Below are 23,824 nucleotides of genomic sequence, written 5' to 3'. Positions count from 1 at the left end.
TTATGAAGTTAAGCATCGACAACGTCACCGAACATCAAGCGCAATCCAAACCGGCCGCGACCGGAGAGGAATTGGTGCGCCGTTTTGTCGGCTTGCCGTTGGCAAAGCAAAAACTGTTTCTGCAGAAGCTGGCCGAGCAGGGCAGGGATTTCGCCAAGTTGCCGATTCCCGAGCGCCTGTGCGGCGACAGCGATATCCCGCTATCGGTGGCGCAGCAAGGCTTATGGATTCTGGCCCAATTGGACCCGGCGAGCACGGCCTACCACATCGCCGGCGGCGTGCGGCTGGTCGGCGACCTGGACCGCGAGGCGCTGACGCAGGCCTTTCATGCGCTGGCGCTGCGCCACGACGCGCTGCGCACGCTGTTTTACGCGGTCGACGGCCAGCCGCGGCAATGGATTCCGTCGTCGTGCGAAGTGGCCTTGGCCTTCCATGACTTGAGTGAGTTGGCGGCGCAGGCCGCGCCGGCGCAGGCCGGGCAACTGGCCGAGGCCGAGGCCCGCGTACCGTTCGATCTGGAACGCGGCCCCTTGTGGCGGGTACTGCTGGTGCGCTTGCCGGACCGGGACGGCCAATCGTGCCACGAACTGAACCTGACCCTGCACCACCTGATCGCCGACGGCTGGTCGCTGAACCGGCTGTTGGCCGAATTCGGCGAACTCTACGGCGCCCTCCAGGCCGGCCGCGAACCGCAACTGCCAGCCCTGCCGATCCGCCACGCCGACTTCGCCGCCTGGCAGCGCCACTGGCTGGCGGCCGGCGAAGCCGAGCGGCAACTCGCCTACTGGACCGACTGGCTGGGCGGCGAGCCCCCCGTCATCGAACTGCCGTACGACCGGCCGCGCCCGGCCGAACCCAGCCAGCGCGGCGGCCGCGTTCCCTTCGTGCTGCCGGAGGCGGTCAGTCAAGCCGTCTTAACCGGGGCGCACCGGCACGGCGTCACCCCGTTCCAGGTGCTGCTGGCCGCCTTCAACGTCCTGCTCTACCGCTACAGCGGCCAGACCGACCTCCGCATCGGCCTGCCGCTGGCCAACCGCCAGCGCCCGGAAACGCAAGCCCTGATCGGCTACTTCGTCAACACCGTGGTGCTGCGGACCGAAATCAGCGCGCCCACGCGCTTCGACCGCCTGCTGCAGCAGACCCAACAGACCCTGCTGCAAGCCCAGGCCCATCCCGACCTGCCGTTCGAACACCTGGTCGACGCCCTGCAGCCCGAGCGGCGGCTGGGACAAAACCCCCTGTTCCAGATCCTGATCAACCACCAGCCCACCGACGTCGGCCTGCTGCAGGCCCAGGGAACCTGGCAGATCGAAGCCCTGGACCGCGACCACGGCGCCGCCCAATTCGACTTGAGCCTGGATACCTGGCAAGACCGCCAGGGCCGCATCGGCGGTTTTTTCACCTACGCCGCCGATTTATTCGACGCCGGCACCATCGAACGGCTGGCCGGCCATTTCCAAAGCCTGCTGGCGCAACTGCTCGAACGGCCGCAGGCGCCAATTGCCAGCCACCGCTTGCTCAGCCAAGCCGAAACCGAACGATTCGCCGCCTGGAACACCTGGGAAAAGAGCTACGATGCCGGAATGCCGGTACAGGAACTGATCCGGCACAGAGCCGCAGCGCAACCGGAAGCGGTCGCGCTGATCGGCGGCGAAACCCGTTTGACGTATGCCGAACTGGAGATGCAAGCCAACCGGCTGGCGCACCGGCTGATCGGCCTGGGCGTGGAGCGGGAAAGCCGGGTGGCCTTGCTGCTGCCGCGCGGCGTGGAGACGATCGTGGCGATGCTGGCGGTGCTGAAAGCCGGCGGCGCCTACCTGCCGCTCGACCCCGAGCAACCCGAACAACGGCTGGCCGAACTGATCGCCGAGGCCGGCGTGAGCGTCATCCTCGCCGAGCGTTGCGATGCGCTTTCCGACGCGTCCAACGAGGGACTTCACTACCGTTCAGCCCATCCTACCTGGCTTCACCTCGCCAGTCTGGACTTGAGCGCCGAACCGGCCACGCCGCCCGCGGTGGCCATCCACCCCGAGCAACTGGCCTACCTGATCCTGACCTCCGGCTCCACCGGCCAGCCCAAAGGCGTGGCCGTGCCGCACGGAGCCCTGGCCCGGCATTGCCTGGCGATCGGCGAGCGTTATGCGATGCAGCCCGACGACATGGCACTGCATTTCGCCGCGTTTACCTTCGATGCGGCGATGGAACAATGGCTGGTGCCGTTGATCAACGGCTGCCGCTTGCTGGTGCGCGAGGAGATGTGGAGCGCCGACCAGGCCTACGATGCCTTGGTTCGCCACGGCGTGACCTGGTTCGAGATGCCGCCCGCCTATCTGATCGAAATCGCCCGCTGGGCCGAGCCGCGCGGTTTGCGCCTGCCGTTGCGCGCCTGTTCGGTGGGCGGCGAAGCCGTGCCCAAGGAAGGCCTGGCGCAGATCCGCGGCCTGGTCGGCGACGCGCCGATCCTGAACGGCTACGGCCCCACCGAAACCTTGATCACGCCGCTGGTATGGACCGCCTTGCCGGACAGCGTCTGCGACACCGCCTACGCACCGATCGGCACCGGCGTCGGCGAGCGCGCGCTTTATATATTGGACAAAGACCTGAATCCGCTGCCGCCGGGCGTGGTCGGCGAACTGTACATCGGCGGCCCGTGCCTGGCGCGCGGCTATCTCGGCCGTCCGGACCTGACTGCCGAACGTTTCCTGCCCGACCCGTTCTCAGCTGACGGCGGCCGCCTGTACCGCACCGGCGACCGGGTGCGCCTCCGGGCCGACGGCAACGTGGATTATTTCGGCCGTAACGACCATCAAATCAAATTGCGCGGTTTCAGAATCGAATTGGGCGAAATCGAAGCCCGGGCCCTGGCGCATCCGGGCGCCGCGGAAGCAGTCGCCGTCGCGGACGGCGAAGGCAGCGCCAAGCGGTTATTGCTGTACGCGGTAGGCGCAACCGATGCGGAAAGCCTGAAAAACCACCTGCGGCAGTGCCTGCCGGACTATATGGTGCCGGCGCACGTGCAAATATTGGAGCAACTGCCGCGCCTGACCAGCGGCAAGCTGAACCGCCATGCCTTGCCCAAGCCGGATTGCCTGGCCGGCAGCGCCTACCGTGCGCCGCAAACCCGGGCCGAACGCGATTTGGCGGCGATCTGGCAAGCGGTGCTCGGCGTCGAGCGGGTCGGCGCCGACGACAACTTTTTCGAATTGGGCGGCGACTCGATCATGGCGATCCGCCTGGTCAGCCGCGCCCGCCAGGCCGGCTGGTCGCTTACCCCCAAGGATTTGTTCCTGCACCAGACCGTGGCCAAACTGGCGGCCAATGTGCAAGCGATGCCGGCGCAAGCAATGATTGATCGGCCGATCGAAGTCGCCGGCGATGCGCCGTTGACGGCGATCCAGGCACAGTTTTTCGCGCAGGCCATGCGCAATCGCAGCCATTGGAACCTGTCGCTGCTGCTGCATCCGAATTTCGCACTCGACGCCGCCCGGTTGGCGGGCGCGGCTGGCCGTTTGATCGAGCACCACGACGGCTTGCGCCTGCGTTACCGTCCGGAGCAGGGCGCCTGGCGCCAGTTTTACGCCGATGCCGGCGCGGCGCCGGCGTTCGAACAACTGAACGCCGATAACAGCGCCGCCGTAACGGCGCTGGCGAATCGGATTCAACGCAGCCTGGATTTGCAGCACGGCCCGTTGTTCAAGGCCGTGCTGATAAATGTCGCCGACGGTAGCCAGCGCCTGTTGCTGGCCGCGCACCATTTGCTGGTCGACGGCGTGTCCTGGCGCATTTTGCTGGAAGACCTGCAAGCGTTGTACGACGGTGCCGAAGCGTTGCCGGGCAAAACCGCATCGCTGCAACAGTGGGGCCAATGTTTACGCGATTACGCCGCCAGCGAGGGTTTGAAACGGCAACTGCCGTATTGGCAAGGCGTATTGCAAGACGCCGCCGAACCGCCGCGCGACTTCGCGCAATCCAGCGGCCGGTTCGGCGACGCCCGCACCTTGACGCTGGAAATCGACGCCGAACGGACGCATCGCCTGTTGACGCAAGCGCCTTCCGCCTACCGCACCCAAATCAACGATTTATTGCTGGCCGCGCTGGCGCGGGCGCTGACCGTTTGGAGCGGCGACGACGTGGCCGTGGACCTGGAAAGCCACGGCCGCGAGCACGGCTTCGACGGCATCGATCTGAGCCGCAGCGTCGGCTGGTTTACCAGCGTCTACCCGGTCAGGCTGGCCGCCGCCGCGGACATCGGCGCGACGATCAAGGTCGTCAAGCAAAGCCTGCGCGAAGTGCCGGACGCCGGCTTGGGTTTCGGCGTGTTGCAGTATCTGGCCGGCGACGGCAAGCGCGCGGCGCTGAATGCCTTGCCGCAGGCGCGGATAGGCTTCAACTATTTCGGCCGGCTCGACGCCGAGGCCGGCAATTTTGCGCTGGCTCCGGAAACGGCCGGCGACGATCACGATCCCGACGCGCCGCTGCCGTACTGGCTGGAAATCAACGCCCAGGTGGCGGGCGGCGTGCTGCAATTGCGCTGGCGTTACAGTGCAAGTCAATACCGCGACGAAACCGTGCGGGCGCTGCTGGACCGTTACCGCGATGAACTGCTGAACATCGTCGCGCATTGCCTGAGCGGAGCCGCTGGCGCCACGCCGTCGGATTTCCCGCTGGCCGGCTTGACCCAAGCGCAACTCGACGCCTTGCCGCTCCCCATCGCCGAGGTCGAAGATATCTATCCGCTGTCGCCGATGCAGCAGGGCATGCTGTTTCACGATCTGCTGGCGCCGGAAACCGGGGTTTACGTCAACCAGATGAGCCTGGACATCGACGGTCTGGACAGCGAGCGTTTCGCCGCCGCCTGGCGCCGGGCCATCGATCGGCATTCGCTGTTGCGCAGTGCGTTTTTGTGGCGCGGCGAATCCGAACAGCCGCTGCAAGCGGTTTACAAACAGGCGCCGTTGCGGCTGGAGATGATCGATTGGCGCGGCCGGGAGATCGACGAGGCGGATTTGCGCAGCTTGCGCGATCAGGACCGGGCGCGCGGCTTCGAGCACGCCCGGGCACCGTTGATGCGGATGATACTGGTCAGGCTGTCGGAACGGCGTTGGCATTGGATTTGGACCAGTCACCACATGCTGCTCGACGGCTGGAGCACTTCGCAGCTCTTGGGCGAGGTGCTGGACGATTATGTCGGCAATGCGCGCACAGCGGGTGCGGCCTCGTACCGCGATTACATCGCCTGGCTGAGCCGCCGCGATCCCGTCGCTGGCGAGACCTTCTGGCGCGGGCGCTTGTCCAGGCTGGACGAACCGACCTTGCTGGCCAATGCGTTGGCCAGGCCAACGGCCGGCCAAGGCCACGGCAGCCGCGTCGACCGGCTGGATGCGGCGGCGACGGCGCGCTTGCAGGCGTTTGCCCAGCAACAGCGCGTCACGCTGAATACGGTGCTGCAAGCAGCCTGGGCCATGTTGCTCGGCCGTTATTGCGGGCGCGATACGGTGGCGATGGGCGCGACGGTCTCCGGCCGACCGGCCGATTTGCACGGCGTGGAAAACATCGTCGGTTTGTTCATCAACACCTTGCCGTTGATCGCGCCTATCAAACCCGAGCAAGCCGTCGGCGACTGGCTGCGCGATTTGCAGCAGGAAAACCTGGCGTTGCGCGACTACGAGCATACACCGCTCTACGACGTGCAGCGCTGGGCCGGGCAGGCCGGTGCGGCGCTGTTCGACAGCTTGCTGGTGTTCGAAAATTTTCCGGTCGACGCGGCGTTGAAAAACAGCGATAGCGGTTTGCGCTTCGGCCTGCCGCGCCATGTCGATACCACGCATTATCCGTTGACCTTGAATATCAGCATCGGCGAGTCGTTGGGGCTTGCCTACGGTTATTGGCTGGACCGTTTCGACGGCGAGGCCGTGGCCGGCATCGCCCGGCATTTTCAGCGGTTGCTGTTCGCGCTGGCCGATGACGCCGGGCGCCGTTTGGGCGAATTGCTGTTGCCGACGGCGCAAGAACTGACTCATCAGTCGTGCTGGAGTGCGACGGCGACCGTGTATCCGCCCGGTTTCGTGCATACGCTGATCGGCCGCACGGCCTTGGCGCAGCCCGAGGCGCCGGCCCTGCTGTGCGGCGAGGCGGTGCTGAGCTATGCCGAACTGGAACATCGGTCCAACCGGTTGGCCTGGTATCTGATCGAGACCGGTGTCGGCCCGGACGTGCCGGTCGGCATCGCGATGGAACGCTCGTTCGAACTGGTAGTGGGCCTGTTGGCCATCGTCAAGGCCGGCGGCGCCTACGTGCCGCTGGACCCGGACTATCCGGCCGAGCGGTTGGCCTACATGATCGACGATTCCGGCATCGGCCTGCTGTTGAGCCATGGCGCCGTGCTCGACAAGTTCACCGCCCTTGCGCCCTGCGCGGTCTGCAACCTGGACACGCTGGACCTGTCCGGCTTGCCGGCGCGCGCGCCCGAAGTCGCCCTGCATCCGGCCCATCCGGCCTACCTCATCTATACCTCCGGCTCGACCGGCCGCCCCAAAGGGGCCAGCAATACCCACGAAGCCTTGGCCAACCGCCTGCACTGGATGCAGCAGGCCTACGCAATCGGCCCGGCCGACACCGTGCTGCAGAAAACCCCGTTCAGCTTCGACGTGTCGGTCTGGGAATTCTTCTGGCCGTTAATGACCGGCGCCCGGCTGGCGATCGCCCCACCGGGTGCCCACCGCGACCCCGTGGCCCTGGCCGAGACGCTGCAGCGCCAGCAAGTCAGCACCGTGCACTTCGTGCCCTCCATGCTGGCCGAATTCGTCAACCAGCCCGCGCTGCCGGCCTTCCCGGCCCTGCAGCGGATCGTCTGCAGCGGCGAAGCCTTGCCGGCCGACCTGCAACAGCGCGTGTTCGACCGCCTGCCCGGCGTCGAGCTCGATAACCTGTACGGCCCGACCGAAGCAGCCATCGACGTGACCCACTGGACCTGCCGGCCCGACGACAGCCCGAGCGTGCCGATCGGCGAGCCGATCGCCAACATCCAGATTCATATCCTGGATAAGGACCTGAACCCGCAACCGGCAGGTGTGGCCGGCGAACTGTACCTCGGCGGCATCGGCCTGGCGCGCGGCTACCACCGCCGGCCCGGCCTGACCGCCGAGCGCTTCCTGCCCGACCCGTTCGGCCGGGGCGGCCGGCTGTACCGCACTGGCGACTTGGCCCGGCGCCGGGCCGACGGCGTCATCGACTACCTGGGCCGGATCGACCACCAGATCAAACTGCGCGGCCTGCGCATCGAACTGGGCGAAATCGAAACCGCGCTGCTGAGCCAGCCCGGCATTCGGGAAGCCGCCGTGCTGCTGAAAGACGCCGCCGGCGGCCCGCGCTTGGTCGCCTACCTGGCCGCGAGCGAACACGCCGAAAACGACGCCGATTTGCAACAGGCCCTGCACCGCCAGTTGCCCGACTACATGGTGCCGTCGGCGTTGATCCGGCTGGACGGCCTGCCGAAGACCGCCAACGGCAAACTGGACCGTAAAGCCCTGCCGGAACCGTATTGGCAAGGCCGAGCCTTCCGCGCCCCGCAGACCGCGACGGAGCAAACGTTAGCTGCGCTCTGGCAGGAGTTGCTCGGGGTCGGGCCGGTCGGGCTGGACGATAATTTCTTCGAGCTCGGCGGCCATTCGCTGCTGGCAATGAAGCTGGCCGGCCGCATCGCGCGGCATTTCCAGGTCGAGCTTGGCGTACGCCGCGTGTTCGAGGCTGCCACATTGGCCGCCCTGGCGGCCGAAATCGACGTTTTGTCGCCGGATTCGCCAGCCCTGGATTTGCAGAGCGAGCTGGCGGATGCGCTGGCGGAGTTGCAGGGGATGTCGGCGGAAGATCTGCAGGCGTTATTGGAAAAATAGGAACTCATCGCCTATCCGTAACCCTGACGATCCGCCGCTGCGGCCATATGAAAATTTGAAAATAGAAAAATCATCGATGCAAAACCCACTCGCCAATTTCCATACCCTCAGTCCGGAACAACGCAAGGCCCTGATCCTGCTCTTGAAAAAACGCGGCATCGACGTCGGCCGATTGCCGATCGCCAGCGTAGGCCGCGATGTGGCGCTGCCGCTGTCTTACGGCCAGCAACGGCTGTGGTTTCTGGCGCAACTGGAACCCGATAGCAGCGCTTACCACATTGCCGATGCGGTGTATCTAAACGGCGAAATCGACGCTGGCGCGCTGCAGCGCAGCATCGATAAACTGCGGGTGCGGCACGAAAGCCTGCGCACGACGTTTCGCAGCGACGGCGGCAAGCCGGTGCAAATCGTCCACGACGGTATGGCGGTCGAGGTGCAGTGGCTGGATTTATCCGTGCAATCCGGCGACATCGATGCGTTGGCGAAAAGCCGGGTCGAAAAGCTGGAGCGCGAGCCGTTCGATCTCGTCAACGGGCCGTTGATGCGGGTCGCGGTGCTTAAATTGGCCTGCGACCGCCACGTTTTGGTCTGGGTGCTGCACCACATCGTCGCCGACGAATGGTCGCTGAATATTTTGCTCAACGAATTTGCCGAGCTGTACCAAGGCTATTGCCAAGGCCGCGAGGCGGAGCTGCCGGGCTTGCCGATCGGTTACGCCGATTTTGCGGTATGGCAGCGGCATTGGCTGGAAGCCGGCGAAATGGATAGGCAGATGGCGTATTGGCGCGAGCGCCTGGGCGAGGAGACGCCGCCGCTGGAATTGCCGCTGGACAGGCCGCGGCCGGCACAGATGAGCGATGCCGGCGCCAAATTCGAAATGGGCCTGCCGGAGGGAACGGCCAAGGCGCTGCACGAAATATGCGGACGCCAGGGCGCGACCTTGTTCATGGGCCTGCTGGCCGTATTCGACCTGCTGCTGTACCGCTACAGCGGGCAGCGCAGGTTGCGGGTCGGCGTGCCGGTCGCCAACCGTAACCGCGCTGAAACCGAACAACTGGTCGGTTTTTTCGTCAACACCCAGGTGCTGCAAACCGAGCTGGACGGCAGCCTGAATTTTTACCAGGTGCTGGAGCGGGTCAAGGAAAGCGCGCTCGGCGCGCAGGCCCATGCCGATCTGCCGTTCGACCAATTGGTCGAAGCGCTCGGCCCGCAACGCAGCCTGGAGCGCAATCCGCTGTTCCAGGTGATGTACAACCATCAATACCAGCAGGCCGATACCGCCAAGGCGCTCGGCGCGCTGCAGATCAAACCGTTTTCGCGCGACGCGCACACGACGCAGTTCGAATTGATTCTGGACACCTTCGAAAGCGTAACGGGCGGCATCGGCGCCATCTGGACCTATGCGACCGATTTGTTCGACCCGGCGACGATCGAGCGGATGGCCGGGCGCTTTTGCCGCCTGGCCGAAGCGGCGGCGAAGCGGCCCGAAACGGTGTTGCGGGATTTACCGTTGCTCGATCCGGCCGAACTGGATTTTTTGACTGCCAATCGGTCGTTCTCCCGTGAATTTACCGATTTACCGGCGCTGATCCGCGGCCAGTCGCAAACCCGGCCCGATGCGGTGGCGCTGATAGCCGGGGCCGAGCGGGTCAGTTACGCCGGGCTGCAAAGCCAGGCCCACCGCTTGGCGCATTATTTGCGGGACCGGGGCCTGCGCCCCGGCGCGGTGGTGGCATTGAGCCTGCCGCGTTCGGCGCAGGCGATCGTGGCCTGCCTGGCGGCGTGGCAATGCGGCGCGGCGTTTCTGGCCCTGGACCCCGCCTATCCGGCCGAGCGTTTGCAGTACATGCTGGACGATGCCGGCGCCGAATGGCTGATCGACAGCCATGCCGGCGAGGCGTTGGCCGAGCGTAGGGGAGGCACGGCCAGTGTCTCCGCGCAAGCCACGCCAACGGGGGGCCATGCCCACCCTACGGCCGATGCGATTAACAGGCTAGACCTGTCCCAACTGGACCTGTCCGGCTATCCCGACACGCCGCCCGCAGTGGCCTTGCATCCCGAAACGCCGGCCTACCTGATCTACACCTCCGGCTCCACCGGCCGGCCCAAAGGCGTGGCGGTCGGCCACGGCGCATTGGCGATGCATTGTGGAGCGATGGCGGCCCTGTACGATCTGCAGGCCGGCGAAACCTGCCTGCATTTCGCCTCGTTCAGCTTCGACGCCGCGATCGAACAATGGGCGGTGCCGCTGTTGCGGGGCGCGACGCTGGTGATCGGCGATCCGTCCGGCTGGAGCGTCGACCGGACCCTGCAAGCCCTCCGGGACTATGCGATCGCCCGCATCGACGTGCCGCCGGCCTATCTGGCCGAACTGGCCCGCCAACTCGACCGTCCCGAACACGCGCCGCGCTTGACCGGCTGCACGGTCGGCGGCGAAGCCCTGCCGCAGAGCAGCCTGGCGCTGATCCAAAGCCGTTTACGGCCTGAGCGCTTGTTCAACGCCTACGGCCCCACCGAAGCGGTGATTACCCCGCTGGCCTGGCTGGCCGATATGACCTGCGACAGCCGCTATGCCCCGATCGGCCATTGTGTCGGCGACAGGACCGCCTACGTGCTGGACGCCGACCTGAACCCGTTGCCGATGGGCGCCGCGGGCGAGCTGTACATCGGTGGGCTCGGACTCGCGCAAGGCTATTGGCGCCGGCCGGGACAAAGCGCCGAACGCTTCCTGCCCGACCCGTTCGCCCCTAACGGCCAGCGCATGTACCGCACTGGCGACCGGGTCCGGCAACGGGCCGACGGGGTGATCGAGTACCTGGGCCGGGTCGACCAACAAATCAAACTGCGCGGTTTCCGGATCGAGCCCGGCGAAATCGAAAATGTCTTGCTGGAACAGCCCGGGGTCCACGAAGCGGCGGTGAGGATCGGCGAAAGCGGCCGGTTGTTGGGGTATGTCGCGGTGGAGGATGTTGTTGGGTTACGCTTCGCTAACCCAACCTACCGTGATCTGACCGACACAAATCTAATCGACACAAGCGGGAACCGGCACGCCGAATTCCTGCGTACGGCCTTGAGCCGCCGGCTGCCCGACTACCTGGTGCCGGCGCAGATCATCGTGTTGCCGCACTTGCCGAAACTGCCGAGCGGCAAGCTGGACCGCAAGGCGCTGCCGGAACCGGAGCGCGCCGTCCGCACCCACGTCGAACCGCGTAACGGCACGGAACGGCGCCTGGCGCGGATCTGGCAGGAGGTGCTCGGCCTGGACGCGGTCGGCATCGAGGATAATTTCTTCGAGTTGGGCGGCGACTCCATTGTCTCGTTGCAAGTGGTTAGCCGCGTCCGCCAGGCCGGCTGGCATTTATCGCCCAAAGACATCTTCCGCCACCAGACCGTGGCGGCGTTGGCGCAAGTTATCGCGGCACAGCCGCAGGCGGCCGACGCGGTTAGCGAAACCGGCGATACGGCGGAAGGCGAGGCGCCATTCACGCCGATTCAGGCCGAGTTTTTCGCCACCGATATTCCGCAGCGCGGGCACTGGAACCAGTCGGTGCTGTTGGCGACCGGCCAGGCATTGCATATCCCGGCGCTGGCCGAGGCTTTGCGCCGTTTGACCGAACACCACGATGCTTTCCGTTTGCGTTTCGACGAGCTCGACGGCTGGCGTCAGCATTACACGAGCGAACCAAAGGATCAGGAGTTTCTTTGGCAGCGCGATGCCGCCGGCGCCGAACAAATCAGCGAAATCGCCGATCAGGCGCAACGCAGCCTGGACTTGCGGCACGGCCCGTTGCTGCGGGCCGCCTATATCCGCGTGGACGACGGCAGTTACCGCTTGCTGTTGGTGATTCACCATTTGATCGTCGACGGCGTATCCTGGCGCATCGTGCTGGAGGATTTGCAGACGCTATACCGCCAGCTCAGCGAGGGGAAAACGGCCGTATTGCCGGCTAGAACCGCGCCTTACCGGGCCTGGGCCGAGGCGCTGCGACGCAGGGCGGCGCAAATCGGCGGCCAACTGGATTACTGGCGCGTGCAACTGGCGGCGACGGACTTGCCGGCCGATTTTTGCGGAGCGCGCGGCACCGCCGCCGATGCCGATACCCTGACCGTCGCGTTAAACGAAACCGCCACCCGGCAACTGCTGAGCGAATGCCCGGCCGCCTACCGCACCCGCATCGACGAGTTGCTGCTGGCCGCGTTGGCGCGGGTGCTGTGCCGCTGGAGCGGGCAGGGCGCCGTCAGCATCGATATGGAAGGCCACGGCCGGGAAAACTTTGCCGGGGCGCCGGACGTCAGCCGCAGCGTCGGCTGGTTCACCAGCCTGTATCCGGTGCTGTTGACGCCGGCGGACGATTGGGCCGGAACGATCAAAGCGGTCAAGGAACAATTGCGCGGCGTGCCGGAGCGCGGTTTGGGTTTCGGTTTGCTGAAATATCTGGCCGGCGCCGAAATACGGGCGCAACTCGGCAGCCTGCCGAGGCCGGCCCTGTGCTTCAACTATCTGGGCCAGTTCGACGCCAGCTTCGCCGCCGACGGTTTGTTCCGTCCGGCCGGCGAGGCGCGCGGCGACGAGCGAGATGCCGCCGCGCCGCTGGATTATGCGCTGGAAGTCAACGGCCAGATCTACGACGGCCGTCTGGCGATGAACTGGACTTATAACCGCCGCCGCTACCGTACCGAAACCGTCGCCGCGCTGGCCGAGGAATTCAATCGCGAACTGGCCGCGCTGGTCGAACATTGCCGGCAGGGGCCGCAAGGCGTCACGCCCAGCGATTTTCCGCTGGCCGGTTTGACGCAAGCGCAACTGGACGCCTTGCCGTTGCCGCTGCCGGTGACGGAGATAGCGGATATTTACCCGCTGACGCCGATGCAACAGGGCATGCTGTTTCACAGCCTGTACGAAAACGATGCCGCCAGCTATGTCAGCCGCTTCGACGTGCGCCTGGAAGGCCTCGATGCCGGCCGCTTTGCCGAAGCGTGGCGGACGGCGATGCAACGGCACGCGGTGCTGAGCACCGCATTTTATGCGCCGGCCGACTGGCCGCAGGCCATGCAGATCGTACGCAAGCGTTTGGCGGTGCCTTTGATCGAGCTGGACTGGCGCGGCCGTGGCGACGCCGATGCGGCGTTGCCCGGTTTGCTCCGCGACTTGCAGGCAGAGGGCTTGCCTACCGACCGCGCGCCGCTGTTTAAACTGGTGCTGGTGCGCTTGCAAGACGATGTTTACCATTTCATCTGGCTCAGCCATCATTTGTTGCTGGACGGCTGGAGCAGCGCCCGCTTGCTCGGCGAAGTGTTGAGCAGCTATCGCGGCGATACGCTGCCGCCGTCGGCTGCGGAGTTTAGCGACTATATCGCCTGGCTGGCCGAACGCGATCCCACCGCGGCCGAACGTTATTGGCGGGAACGTTTACCCGTCTTGGAAGAGCCGACCCGTCTGGTCGACGCGCTACCGCGCGGCAGTCAGGGGCAGGGATACGTTTTGCATGTCTTGCATATAGACGGCGACGATTTCGCGGCCTTGCGCCAATCCGCGCAACGCGGCAAATTGACGATCAACACCCTGGTACAGGCCGCCTGGTGCCTGTTATTGCAGCGGTATTGCGGCGGCGAGGCGGTCGCGTTCGGCGTGACCGTGTCCGGCCGGCCAGCCGATTTGCCCGGCGCGGAAGCGATGGTCGGTTTGTTCATCAATACCTTGCCGATGATTCAGGCGCCGCGCGCCGCCGATGCGGTCGGCGACTGGCTGCAAGCCTTGCAGCAGGCCAATCTGGAACTGCGCGAGGTCGAAACCACGCCATTGGCCGAGGTGCAGCGCTGGTGGGGCAGGCCGGGCGAAGCGTTGTTCGACAGTTTGCTGGTGTTCGAAAATTACCCTTTGTCCGACGCTTTGCGCCGGCGGCCGGAAGACGGCCTACGGATATACGGCGAAAGCCACCGCGAAACGACCCATTTTCCGTTGACGCTGGCGGTGCAAAGCGGTGACAGCGCCTTGCAAGTGGCGTTCGATTACGATTGCCGCTCTTTCGACGAAGAAACCGTGGCGGATCTGGCCGCGCATTTTCGGGTGCTGTTGACCGGTTTGGTGAGTAATTCGCAGGCGAGAATCGGCGATCTGCCGGTACTGACCGGACGCGAGACGGCCTTGTTTCAGAGCTGGAACCAATGGGCCCAGCCCTACGATGCCTCCACCCCGGTGCACGCCCTGATCCGCCGCCAGGCCGAGGCGCAACCCGAGGCGATCGCGCTGATTTGCGGCGAAACCCGTTTGACGTATGCCGAACTGGAGATGCAAGCCAACCGGCTGGCGCACCGGCTGATCGGCCTGGGCGTGGAGCGGGAAAGCCGGGTGGCCTTGCTGCTGCCGCGCGGCGCGGAGACGATCGTGGCGATGCTGGCGGTGCTGAAAGCCGGCGGCGCCTACCTGCCGCTCGACCCCGAGCAACCCGAACAACGGCTGGCCGAACTGATCGCCGAGGCCGGCGTGAGCGTCATCCTCGCCGAGCGTTGCGATACGTTTTCCGACGCGTCCAACGAGGGACTTCACTACCGTTCAGCCCATCCTACCTGGCTTCACCTCGCCAGTCTGGACCTGAGCGCCGAACCGGCCACGCCGCCCGCGGTGGTCATCCACCCCGAGCAACTGGCCTACCTGATCCTGACCTCCGGCTCCACCGGCCAACCCAAAGGCGTGGCCGTGCCGCACGGCGCGTTGAGCCGCCACATCCAGGCCATCGGCGACCTCTACCGCTACACCCCGGCCGACCGCGCCCTGCCTATGGCCGCCTTCACCTTCGACGCGGCCATGGAACAATGGCTGGCGCCGCTGTGCCACGGCGCCGGCGTGGTGCTGGGCGACAGCCGCTGGACCGGCGACGACACCCTGGCAACGGTGCGCGCGCACCGGGTGACCGTCGTGTATCCGCCGACCAGCGCCTTGCTGCATCTGGCCGAGGCCGTCCAGGCGCGCGGCCGGCCTTTGGCGCTGCGCATCGTCTGCGTCGGCGGCGAAGCCGTCTCCGCCGCGGCGCTGGCCACCCTCCACGCCGCGTTGCAGCCGGAACGGATCGTCAACGGCTACGGCCCGACCGAAACGGTGATTACCCCTTTAGCCTGGCTGGCCGATGACCGCGCCCTGACCGGCTACGCCCCGATTGGCACCGCGGTGGGCGAGCGCACCCTGCATATCCTCGACGCCGACCTCAACCCGGTGCCCTGGGGCGCGGCCGGCGAACTCTACATCGGCGGCCCGTGCCTGGCGCGCGGCTACTTCGGCCGGCCCGATCTCAGCGCGGAACGCTTCCTGCCCGACCCGTTCGCGGGGGACGGCGGCCGCCTGTACCGCACCGGCGACCGGGTCCGGCGCGGCCGGGACGGCATCGTCGCCTACCTCGGCCGCACCGACCAGCAGATCAAACTGCGCGGCTACCGGATCGAACCCGGCGAAATCGAAGCCGCCCTGCGCGACTTGCCCGGCGTCGAGGACGCCCACGTGCTGCTGCGCGAGGAACAGGGACGCCGCTACCTGGCGGCTTATCTGGCCGGCGGCACGGCCGCTCCGGATGACGCGCCCCCGCCACGCGCCGCCGCCTCGGCCCCCACCGACGCCCAACTCAAAACCGCCCTGGCCGCGCGCCTGCCCGACTACCTGATCCCGGCCCGCTACGTTTGGCTGACGCAACTGCCGCGCACCGCGCACGGCAAAATCGACCGCCGCGCCCTGCCGGCGCCCGCAGGCCCGCCCAGCGCCGCGCCGCAAACCCCCACCACCCCGGCCGAAGCGGTGCTGGCGTCCCTCTGGCAAGACCTGCTCGGCCGGGCGCCGATCGGCATCCACGACAACTTCTTCGAACTGGGCGGCGACTCCATCCTCTCCATCCAACTGGTCAGCCGCGCCCGCGCCCAAGGCCTGCGCTTCACCCCCAAAGACCTGTTCCAGCAACAAACCATCGCCGGCCTGGCCCAAGTCGCACAGAGCTTGGTCGAAGACGCCCAAGCCCCGGCCGCTCAAGCGCCGGCGCTCGGCCGCGCGCCGCTGCTGCCGATCCAACACGCCTTCTTCGAACAAACGCAGCCCCCGCCCGCGCACTGGAACCAGTCGCTCTTGCTCAAAGCCCGCCTGCCGCTCGACCGCGCCGCGCTCGCCCAAGCGCTGCAAAACCTGGTCGAACACCACGACAGCCTGCGCCTGCGTTATGTCCGGGTGCAAGGCCGCTGGCACCAACACTATGCCGCGCTTCCACCGGCGGAAACCCCCTTGGCACACCACCGCGCCCAGGACGCCGAGCATATCGCCGCCATCGCCCAACAGGCGCAGCGCGGCCTGAACCTCGAACACGGCCCGCTGTTCCAGGCCGTATTGATCGACGTCGCCGACGGCAGCCAGCGCCTGCTGCTGGTCGCCCACCACCTGATCGTCGACGCGGTGTCCTGGCGTATTCTGCTGGAAGACCTGCACCGCCTGTACACGCAAATCCGCCACGGCCAAGCCCCGCAACTGCCCGCCCGAACCGCCAGCTACCAAGCCTGGGGCCAGGCCCTGCAAACCTATGCGCACAGCCAACGGCTGCACAGCCAGCAGGCCTACTGGCAGGCGCAAGTCTCGGCGGCCCGCGCCCCCTGGCCCTGCGATGAGCCGCACGGCCGCGCCGAAAGCCGCGACCGCGCCAGCCGGACGCTGACCCTGAGCGCCGAGCGCACCCGCCAGCTCCTGCACGAGGCCCATCGGGCCTACCGCACCCGCCTGCCGGACCTGCTGCTGGCGGCGCTGGCGCAGACCCTGGGCGAGTGGACCCAGCAAGCACACCTCACGATTGCCCTGGAAGGCCACGGCCGCGAAGCCGAACGCATCCCGACCGACGCCCAGCATTCGCCTCTCGACCTGAGCCGCACGGTCGGCTGGTTCACCAGCCTGTACCCGGTCCTGCTCAGCCCGCAAGCCCAGCCGGCCGCCACCCTCAAAACCATCAAGGAACAACTGCGGCAGGTGCCCGACCAGGGCCTGGGCTACGGCGTATTACGCTACCTGACGCCGCACCCGCCGCTTGAGGGCGGCACCCCCCAGGTCTTGTTCAACTACCTCGGCCAACTCGACAGCAGCTTCCACGACGACGCCCTGTTGCAGCCGGCCGAAGAAGCCGGCGGCGACGAGCGCGACCCGCGCTCCCCCTTGGCCTATGAACTGGAAATCAACGGCGAAATCTACCGGGGCCGGCTGCGCCTCGAGTGGAGCTACAGCCGCGAACGCTACCGGGCGCGGACGATCGACACCCTGCTCGACCGCTACCGGCAGCATCTGGAGCAGCTGCTCGACCACTGCCTCGCCGCCGAACCCGGCCTGACCCCGAGCGACGTGCCGCTGGCCGGTCTGAGCCAGGCCCAGCTCGATGCCTTGCCGGTCGAACACCGCCAAATCGAAGACCTTTATCCGCTCTCGCCCATGCAGCAGGGGATTCTGTTTCATGCGCTGCGCGAACCGGAAGCCAATCTGTACGTCACGCAATTGGCGCTGGATTTGACGGGTGCGGATGCGGATCGCTTCATTCGGGCCTGGCACGAGGTGTCCGGCTGGCACGAGATTTTGCGCAGTGGTTTTTTCTGGCAGGGCGACGCGCCGCTGCAAGCGGTCTGGCGCGAGGCGGAAATACCGGTCACTTGCCTGGATTGGCGGACCACGGCGTTTAACGAAGACGAGCTGACGGCATTGGCGCAAGCCGATTATGCGCGCGGCTTCGACTTGGCCCGGCCGCCGTTGCAGCGTCTGATTTTGGTGAACTTGCCCGGCGACCGGCTGCATTTGATCTGGACCAGCCACCACTTATTGCTGGACGGCTGGAGCAGCTCGCTGTTTTTCGCCGAAGTCATGGCCGCCTACGAAGGCAATGCGCCGGCACGGGCCAAAACGGGCCGTTACCGCGATTACATCGCCTGGCTGGCGACCAGAGACAAGCAAGCCGGCGAAGCCTTTTGGCGCGCGGCTTTGCGCGAGGCGTCCGAGCCGTGCTTATTGGCGAATTGCCTAGCCGCGCCGGGACAGACCGGCAACGGTTATGTCGAGTGCGCCCTGTCCGACACCGAAACCGCGGCCTTGCAGGGCTTTGCGCAGCGGCAGCATTTGACGTTGAATACTCTGGTGCAGGGGGCATGGGCGATGCTGCTGGCGCATTACACCGGTTTGCGCACGGCGGTATTCGGCACCACCGTGGCCGGCCGCCCCGGCGATTTATCGGGAGCGGAAAATCTGCTGGGTTTATTCATCAATACCTTGCCGGTCGCCGCCCGCATCGAGCCGGGCAAGCCGTTGGCGGATTGGCTGCGCGATTTGCAAATCTTAAACTTGCAGATGCGCGAGCACGAATATCCGCCGTTGTACGATATTCAACGCTGGGCCGGAACCGGCGGCGGCGAGTTGTTCGATACCTTGCTGGTGTTCGAGAATTATCCGGTCGATGCGGCCTTGCGCCAGTCGAACGGCGGCGTGCGGATCGGTGGCCTCAGCCAGCGCGATGTGACCAATTATCCGTTGACACTGGACGTGACGGTCGGGCAGCGTTTGGAAATCGGCTTCGATTATGCCCGTGCGTATTTCGCCGGGGACGACATGCGGCGGATGGCGGAAAGTCTGCGCCATTTGTTGCTGGAGATCGCCCGGCAGCCGCAGGCTTGCGTCGGTGCGCTCGGGTTTGGTGAAACTACGCCCGCGAATGTTTCTCGTATTCCAACTTATCGAACCGACGATTTGTTGCCGGCGCTGATCCGCGGCCAGTCGCAAACCCGGCCCGATGCGGTGGCGCTGATAGCCGGCGCCGAGCGGGTCAGTTACGCCGGGCTGCAAAGCCAGGCCCACCGCTTGGCGCATTATTTGCGGGACCGGGGCCTGCGCCCCGGCGCGGTGGTGGCATTGAGCCTGCCGCGTTCGGCGCAGGCGATCGTGGCCTGCCTGGCGGCGTGGCAATGCGGCGCGGCGTTTCTGGCCCTGGACCCCGCCTATCCGGCCGAGCGTTTGCAGTACATGCTGGACGATGCCGGCGCCGAATGGCTGATCGACAGCCATGCCGGCGAGGCGTTGGCCGAGCGTAGGGGAGGCACGGCCAGTGTCTCCGCGCAAGCCACGCCAACGGGGGGCCATGCCCACCCTACGGCCGATGCGATTAACAGGCTAGACCTGTCCCAACTGGACCTGTCCGGCTATCCCGACACGCCGCCCGCAGTGGCCTTGCATCCCGAAACGCCGGCCTACTTGATCTACACCTCCGGTTCCACCGGCCGGCCCAAAGGCGTGGCGGTCGGCCACGGCGCATTGGCGATGCATTGTGGAGCGATGGCGGCCCTGTACGATCTGCAGGCCGGCGAAACCTGCCTGCATTTCGCCTCGTTCAGCTTCGACGCCGCGATCGAACAATGGGCGGTGCCGCTGTTGCGGGGCGCGACGCTGGTGATCGGCGATCCGTCCGGCTGGAGCGTCGACCGGACCCTGCAAGCCCTCCGGGACTATGCGATCGCCCGCATCGACGTGCCGCCGGCCTATCTGGCCGAACTGGCCCGCCAACTCGACCGTCCCGAACACGCGCCGCGCTTGACCGGCTGCACGGTCGGCGGCGAAGCCCTGCCGCAGAGCAGCCTGGCGCTGATCCAAAGCCGTTTGGGGCCCGAGCGCTTGTTCAACGCCTACGGCCCCACCGAAGCCGTGATTACCCCGCTGGCCTGGCTGGCCGATATGACCTGCGACAGCCGCTATGCCCCGATCGGCCATTGCGTCGGCGACAGGACCGCCTACGTGCTGGACGCCGACCTGAACCCGTTGCCGATGGGCGCCGCGGGCGAGCTGTACATCGGTGGGCTCGGACTCGCGCAAGGCTATTGGCGCCGGCCGGGACAAAGCGCCGAACGCTTCCTGCCCGACCCGTTCGCCCCTAACGGCCAGCGCATGTACCGCACTGGCGACCGGGTCCGGCAACGGGCCGACGGGGTGATCGAGTACCTGGGCCGGGTCGACCAACAAATCAAACTGCGCGGTTTCCGGATCGAGCCCGGCGAAATCGAAAATGTCTTGCTGGAACAGCCCGGGGTCCACGAAGCGGCGGTGAGGATCGGCGAAAGCGGCCGCTTGCTGGGGTATGTCGCGGTGGATGATGTTGTTGGGTTACGCTTCGCTAACCCAACCTACCGTGATCTGACCGACACAAATCTAATCGACACAAGCGGGAACCGGCACGCCGAATTCCTGCGTACGGCCTTGAGCCGCCGGCTGCCCGACTACCTGGTGCCGGCGCAGATCATCGTGTTGCCGCACTTGCCGAAACTGCCGAGCGGCAAGTTGGACCGCAAGGCGCTGCCGGAACCGGAGCGCGCCGTCCGCACCCACGTCGAACCGCGCAACGGCACGGAACGGCGCTTGGCGCGGATCTGGCAGGAGGTGCTCGGCCTGGACGCGGTCGGCATCGAGGACAATTTCTTCGAGTTGGGCGGGCACTCATTGCTCGCTTTGCGTTTGCTCTCGACGATCAACCGTGAGCTGGGCTGGGATTTGCCGCTCAGCCGTTTGTTGCAGCAACCGACCATCGCCGCGCTGGCGGCACAGCGCATCACAACGGCGCTATCGCCGCTGGTGGCGCTGAACGACACCGCCGGCGCGTTGCCGCCGTTGTTTTGCCTGCATCCGGCCGGCGGCACGGTGTTCGGTTATTATCCGCTGGCGCGCGCCTTGGCCGGACAGCGGCCGGTGATCGGCCTGTTGTGCCGGCGTTTTCTGGATGCGAATTGGCGCGATGTTTCGCTGGAAAGCATGGCGCGCGATTACGCCGATGCCATTGCGCAAAGCCAACCGGACGGTCCGATTCATTTGCTGGGCTGGTCGTTGGGCGGCGCATTGGCGTTGAGTATCGCCAGCGTCCTGGAACGGGCCGGGCGCGAGATCGCCTTTCTGGGCCTGGCCGATTGTTTCGTGCCGGGCTTCGAACAGGACGAAGCCGAAGATGACGGCGGCGACAGTCTGCGGGAACTGTTGCGCGACCTTTCGCCGGATCTGGCCGATGCCGACCCCGAGGCGCTGCCGGAGCAGATCGGTGCTGCGCATCCGGCCGCGGATTGGGTAAAATTGCTGGATTTGCAAAATGGCTTGGCGATCATGCGACATCTGACCGAATTGAGCGACAGTTACCGCATCGAGCCGATCGGGGCCGGCATGTATTGCTGGTGGTCGCGCGCAGCCGGCGATGCGGGGGAATTGGCCCAGGACATACTGGAGCAGGCCTGCGGAAACCGTTTATTGGGATCGGAGCGGGTCGACAGCGACCACGCCGGCATTGTCCGCGATCCGGATTTCATCGGCGATGTGATCGCCATATTGCAACGGAAAGCGGATGAGCGGCGCTGAGCCTATTAAGAATCGCACGAAATCCTTCATCACCGATTGTCCGCGTCATTGGTATAAAGTCCGGATTTGCCTGGCGATGCTGCTGTCCGCCTGCGTCGAAGTGCCGGACCGGGAGCCGGTCAAGGAGGCGGTCGGCCTGCCGCCGGCCTGGACGGCGCGCGCTGCCGAGGCGCGCGAGTCCGAGGTCTCGGCCTGGCTGGCGAGTTTTAAAAACGACGATCTGAAGGCCCTGATCGCGGCGGCGCTGGACGGCAATAACGATTTGAAGGCGACCGCGACGCGCATCGAACAAGCCCGCGCGCTGGCGCGCATCGAAGGCGCCGCCGCCAAGCCGCAAGTGGATCTGGCCCCCGGATTCCAGCATGCCGACGCCGGCCGCGACGCGCGGGCCTATGCGCCCGACGGCAACGTCTGGAGCGTGCCGTTCAATTTCAGTTGGGAATGGGACGTTTGGGGCCGCATCGCCGATGCCCGCTACGCCGCCGAACTGGACGCCGACGCCGCCGAGGCCGATTTGCGGGGTGCGGCGTTGTCGCTGGCGGCGCGCACCGCGCAGAATTGCTTCGAACTGGCCGAAGCCCGCCAGCGGGTGGCCGTGGTGCAGGCTTCCATCGACGATCGCGGCGCGCTGGTCGAATTGCTGCAGGGCCGCTTCAACCTGGGGCTCGCGCAGGGTTTGGACTTGAGCCTCGCGCTGACCGACCTCAGCGATGCTCGCGCCGAACTGAACGAGGCCGCCAATCAGGTGCAGCTGGCGCAGCGCCGGCTGGAGGTGCTGCTGGGGCAATACCCGGGCGGCGCCGTCGAGCGTTGCCGCCAGTTGCCCGAATTGCCGGCGGCGATGCCGTCCGGCCTGCCGGCCGAACTGTTGACCCGTCGCCCGGACATCGTTGCGGCCTTCGCCCGTTTGCGCGCGCAAGACCACCGATTGAGCAGCGCCCGCAAAGCCTTGTTGCCGCGCGTGACCCTGGCGGCATCAGGCGGCAGTCTGGGCAACACGCTGGCCGACTTGAGCGACCCGCGTTCGGCGGCCTGGAATCTGGCCTTGGGTCTGACCCAGCCGCTGTACGCCGGCGACAGGTTGCAGGCCGATATCGACCTGCGGGCGGCGCAAAGCGGCGAAGTCCTGCACCGTTACCGGGAAACCGTGCTGCAGGCCTTGCGCGAGGTCGAGCAAAGCCTGGCCGCCGAAGCTTGGCTGCGCGGCCGCGAACAGGCGCTGAACGCCGCCGTCAAACAAACCGAAACCAGCCGCGCGCTGGCGATTTATTCCTACCGAAACGGCACCGTGGATATTTTGACTTTACTGGATAGCTACCGCAGTACGCTGACCGCGCAAACCGCGCTGCTGGATGCGCGGCTTAAATCGTTGAACAACCGGCTGGATTTGTATTTGGCGTTGGGCGGCGGCGTATGACGGCGGCACGTTTGCGCATCGTCCTGCCGATTATGGTCTTGCTGTCGGCCGGTGTGGCCGCTTGGTTGTTGGCCGAAGGGGCGGCGCCCGAATCCGCCGCGCGGGAAGAGCCCGTGCCTACCGTCAAAGTATTGAGCGTGCAACCGAGGCACCTGCGGTTGCCGGTGCGCAGCCAGGGCGTGTTGCAGCCGGTGCGGGAAATCGACTTGACCGCCGAAGTACAGGGCAGGGTGGAGGCCCTGCACGACGGCTTCGTGGTCGGCGGCCGCTTCAAGGCCGGAGAAGTATTGGTCAAAGTGGCGGCGCACGAATACCGATTGGGCGTGGTTCGCGCCGAAACGCAACTGGCCGAAGCCCGGCGTAAACTGGCCGAAGAACAGGCGGCGGCGCAACAGGCCCAGCGCGAATGGAAAGTGCTTGGGCAAGGCGCGCCGACGCCCTTGTCGCTGCACGAGCCGCAAGTGCAGGAGGCCAGAGCCCGATTGAGCCAGGCGGAAGCCGAACTGGCCGATGCCAGGATGCGCCTGAGCCGCTGCGAGATCCGCGCGCCGTTCAGTGGCCGGGTCAAGGAAAAACTGACCGGCGTCGGGCAAATGGCCGAGGCCGGCAAGGCGTTGGGACGGATCTACGCCGACGATGCTTCCGAGGTGCGCCTGCCGTTGAGCCAGGCGCAAATCGGCTATTTGGCGGAACCCAAACCGGGCAAGGCGGGCCTCAAAGTAGTGTTGACGGCCGAGCGCGGTCCGGAGACGGTGCGGCGCGAAGCGACGATCGTGCGCCGCGAAGGTTTCGTCGACCCGACGACCGGCCTGGAATACTGGGTGGCTCGCCTGAACGGTCCGGAACGCGCGCCGGCCTTATTGCCCGGCACCTTTTTGACGGCGGAAATCGAAAGCAGGGAACTGGACGGCGTGTTCGAATTGCCGCGCGGCGCGCTAAATGCCGCGCAGGAAGCGGTGCTGGTCGATTCCGACAACAAACTGCAAATCCGCCGTTTGCAAGTGCTGCGCAGCGACGCCGACCGGGTTTGGATCGGCGGCGGCTTGCAGGCCGGCGAGCGGGTCGTCGTGTCCGGCCTCGAAACGCCGGTGGCCGACCAAAAGGTCGTCGCCGAAGCGGCCGGCGGCTTCCTGTAACGGA

4 protein-coding genes are annotated in these 23,824 nt (G+C 66.3%); all 4 read left to right on the top strand.

Going from position 1 to position 23,824, the window contains the following annotated elements; translation table 11 throughout:
• The first annotated feature begins 2 nt into the window (after nucleotides 1–2).
• The 4 genes from CC94_RS0118680 to CC94_RS0118665 all read left to right on the top strand — a co-directional run bounded on the left by CC94_RS0118680 (nucleotide 3) and on the right by CC94_RS0118665 (nucleotide 23,820).
• On the top strand, nucleotides 3–7,892 hold the full coding sequence (locus CC94_RS0118680; protein ID WP_157203475.1) for a non-ribosomal peptide synthetase: 7,890 nt from the start codon (nucleotides 3–5) through the stop codon (nucleotides 7,890–7,892).
• Nucleotides 7,893–7,968: 76 nt separating this feature from the next.
• A complete protein-coding gene (locus tag CC94_RS0118675; protein ID WP_051911540.1) occupies nucleotides 7,969–21,267 on the top strand; it encodes a non-ribosomal peptide synthetase in 13,299 nt (4,432 codons plus the stop codon).
• Complete coding sequence (locus CC94_RS0118670) at nucleotides 21,254–22,684, top strand: efflux transporter outer membrane subunit (protein WP_036304136.1); 1,431 nt, start codon at nucleotides 21,254–21,256, stop codon at nucleotides 22,682–22,684. The genes CC94_RS0118675 and CC94_RS0118670 overlap by 14 nt, the downstream gene beginning before the upstream one ends.
• Nucleotides 22,681–23,820, top strand: coding sequence for an efflux RND transporter periplasmic adaptor subunit (locus tag CC94_RS0118665; protein ID WP_005372389.1), 1,140 nt, complete (start codon nucleotides 22,681–22,683; stop codon nucleotides 23,818–23,820). The genes CC94_RS0118670 and CC94_RS0118665 overlap by 4 nt, the downstream gene beginning before the upstream one ends.
• The last annotated feature ends 4 nt before the right edge of the window (nucleotides 23,821–23,824 follow it).

Origin of the sequence: Methylomicrobium agile (assembly GCF_000733855.1) — a bacterium.
GTDB lineage: Bacteria > Pseudomonadota > Gammaproteobacteria > Methylococcales > Methylomonadaceae > Methylomicrobium > Methylomicrobium agile.
This window is presented reverse-complemented; position numbering and strand designations above follow the sequence as displayed.

Bases quoted from the DNA above. Each gene is read 5' to 3' on its own strand.
- CC94_RS0118680 (WP_157203475.1), top strand. From the start codon at position 3: ATGAAGTTAAGCATCGACAACGTCACCGAACATCAAGCGCAATCCAAA.
- CC94_RS0118675 (WP_051911540.1), top strand. From the start codon at position 7,969: ATGCAAAACCCACTCGCCAATTTCCATACCCTCAGTCCGGAACAACGC.
- CC94_RS0118665 (WP_005372389.1), top strand. From the start codon at position 22,681: ATGACGGCGGCACGTTTGCGCATCGTCCTGCCGATTATGGTCTTGCTG.
- CC94_RS0118670 (WP_036304136.1), top strand. From the start codon at position 21,254: ATGAGCGGCGCTGAGCCTATTAAGAATCGCACGAAATCCTTCATCACC.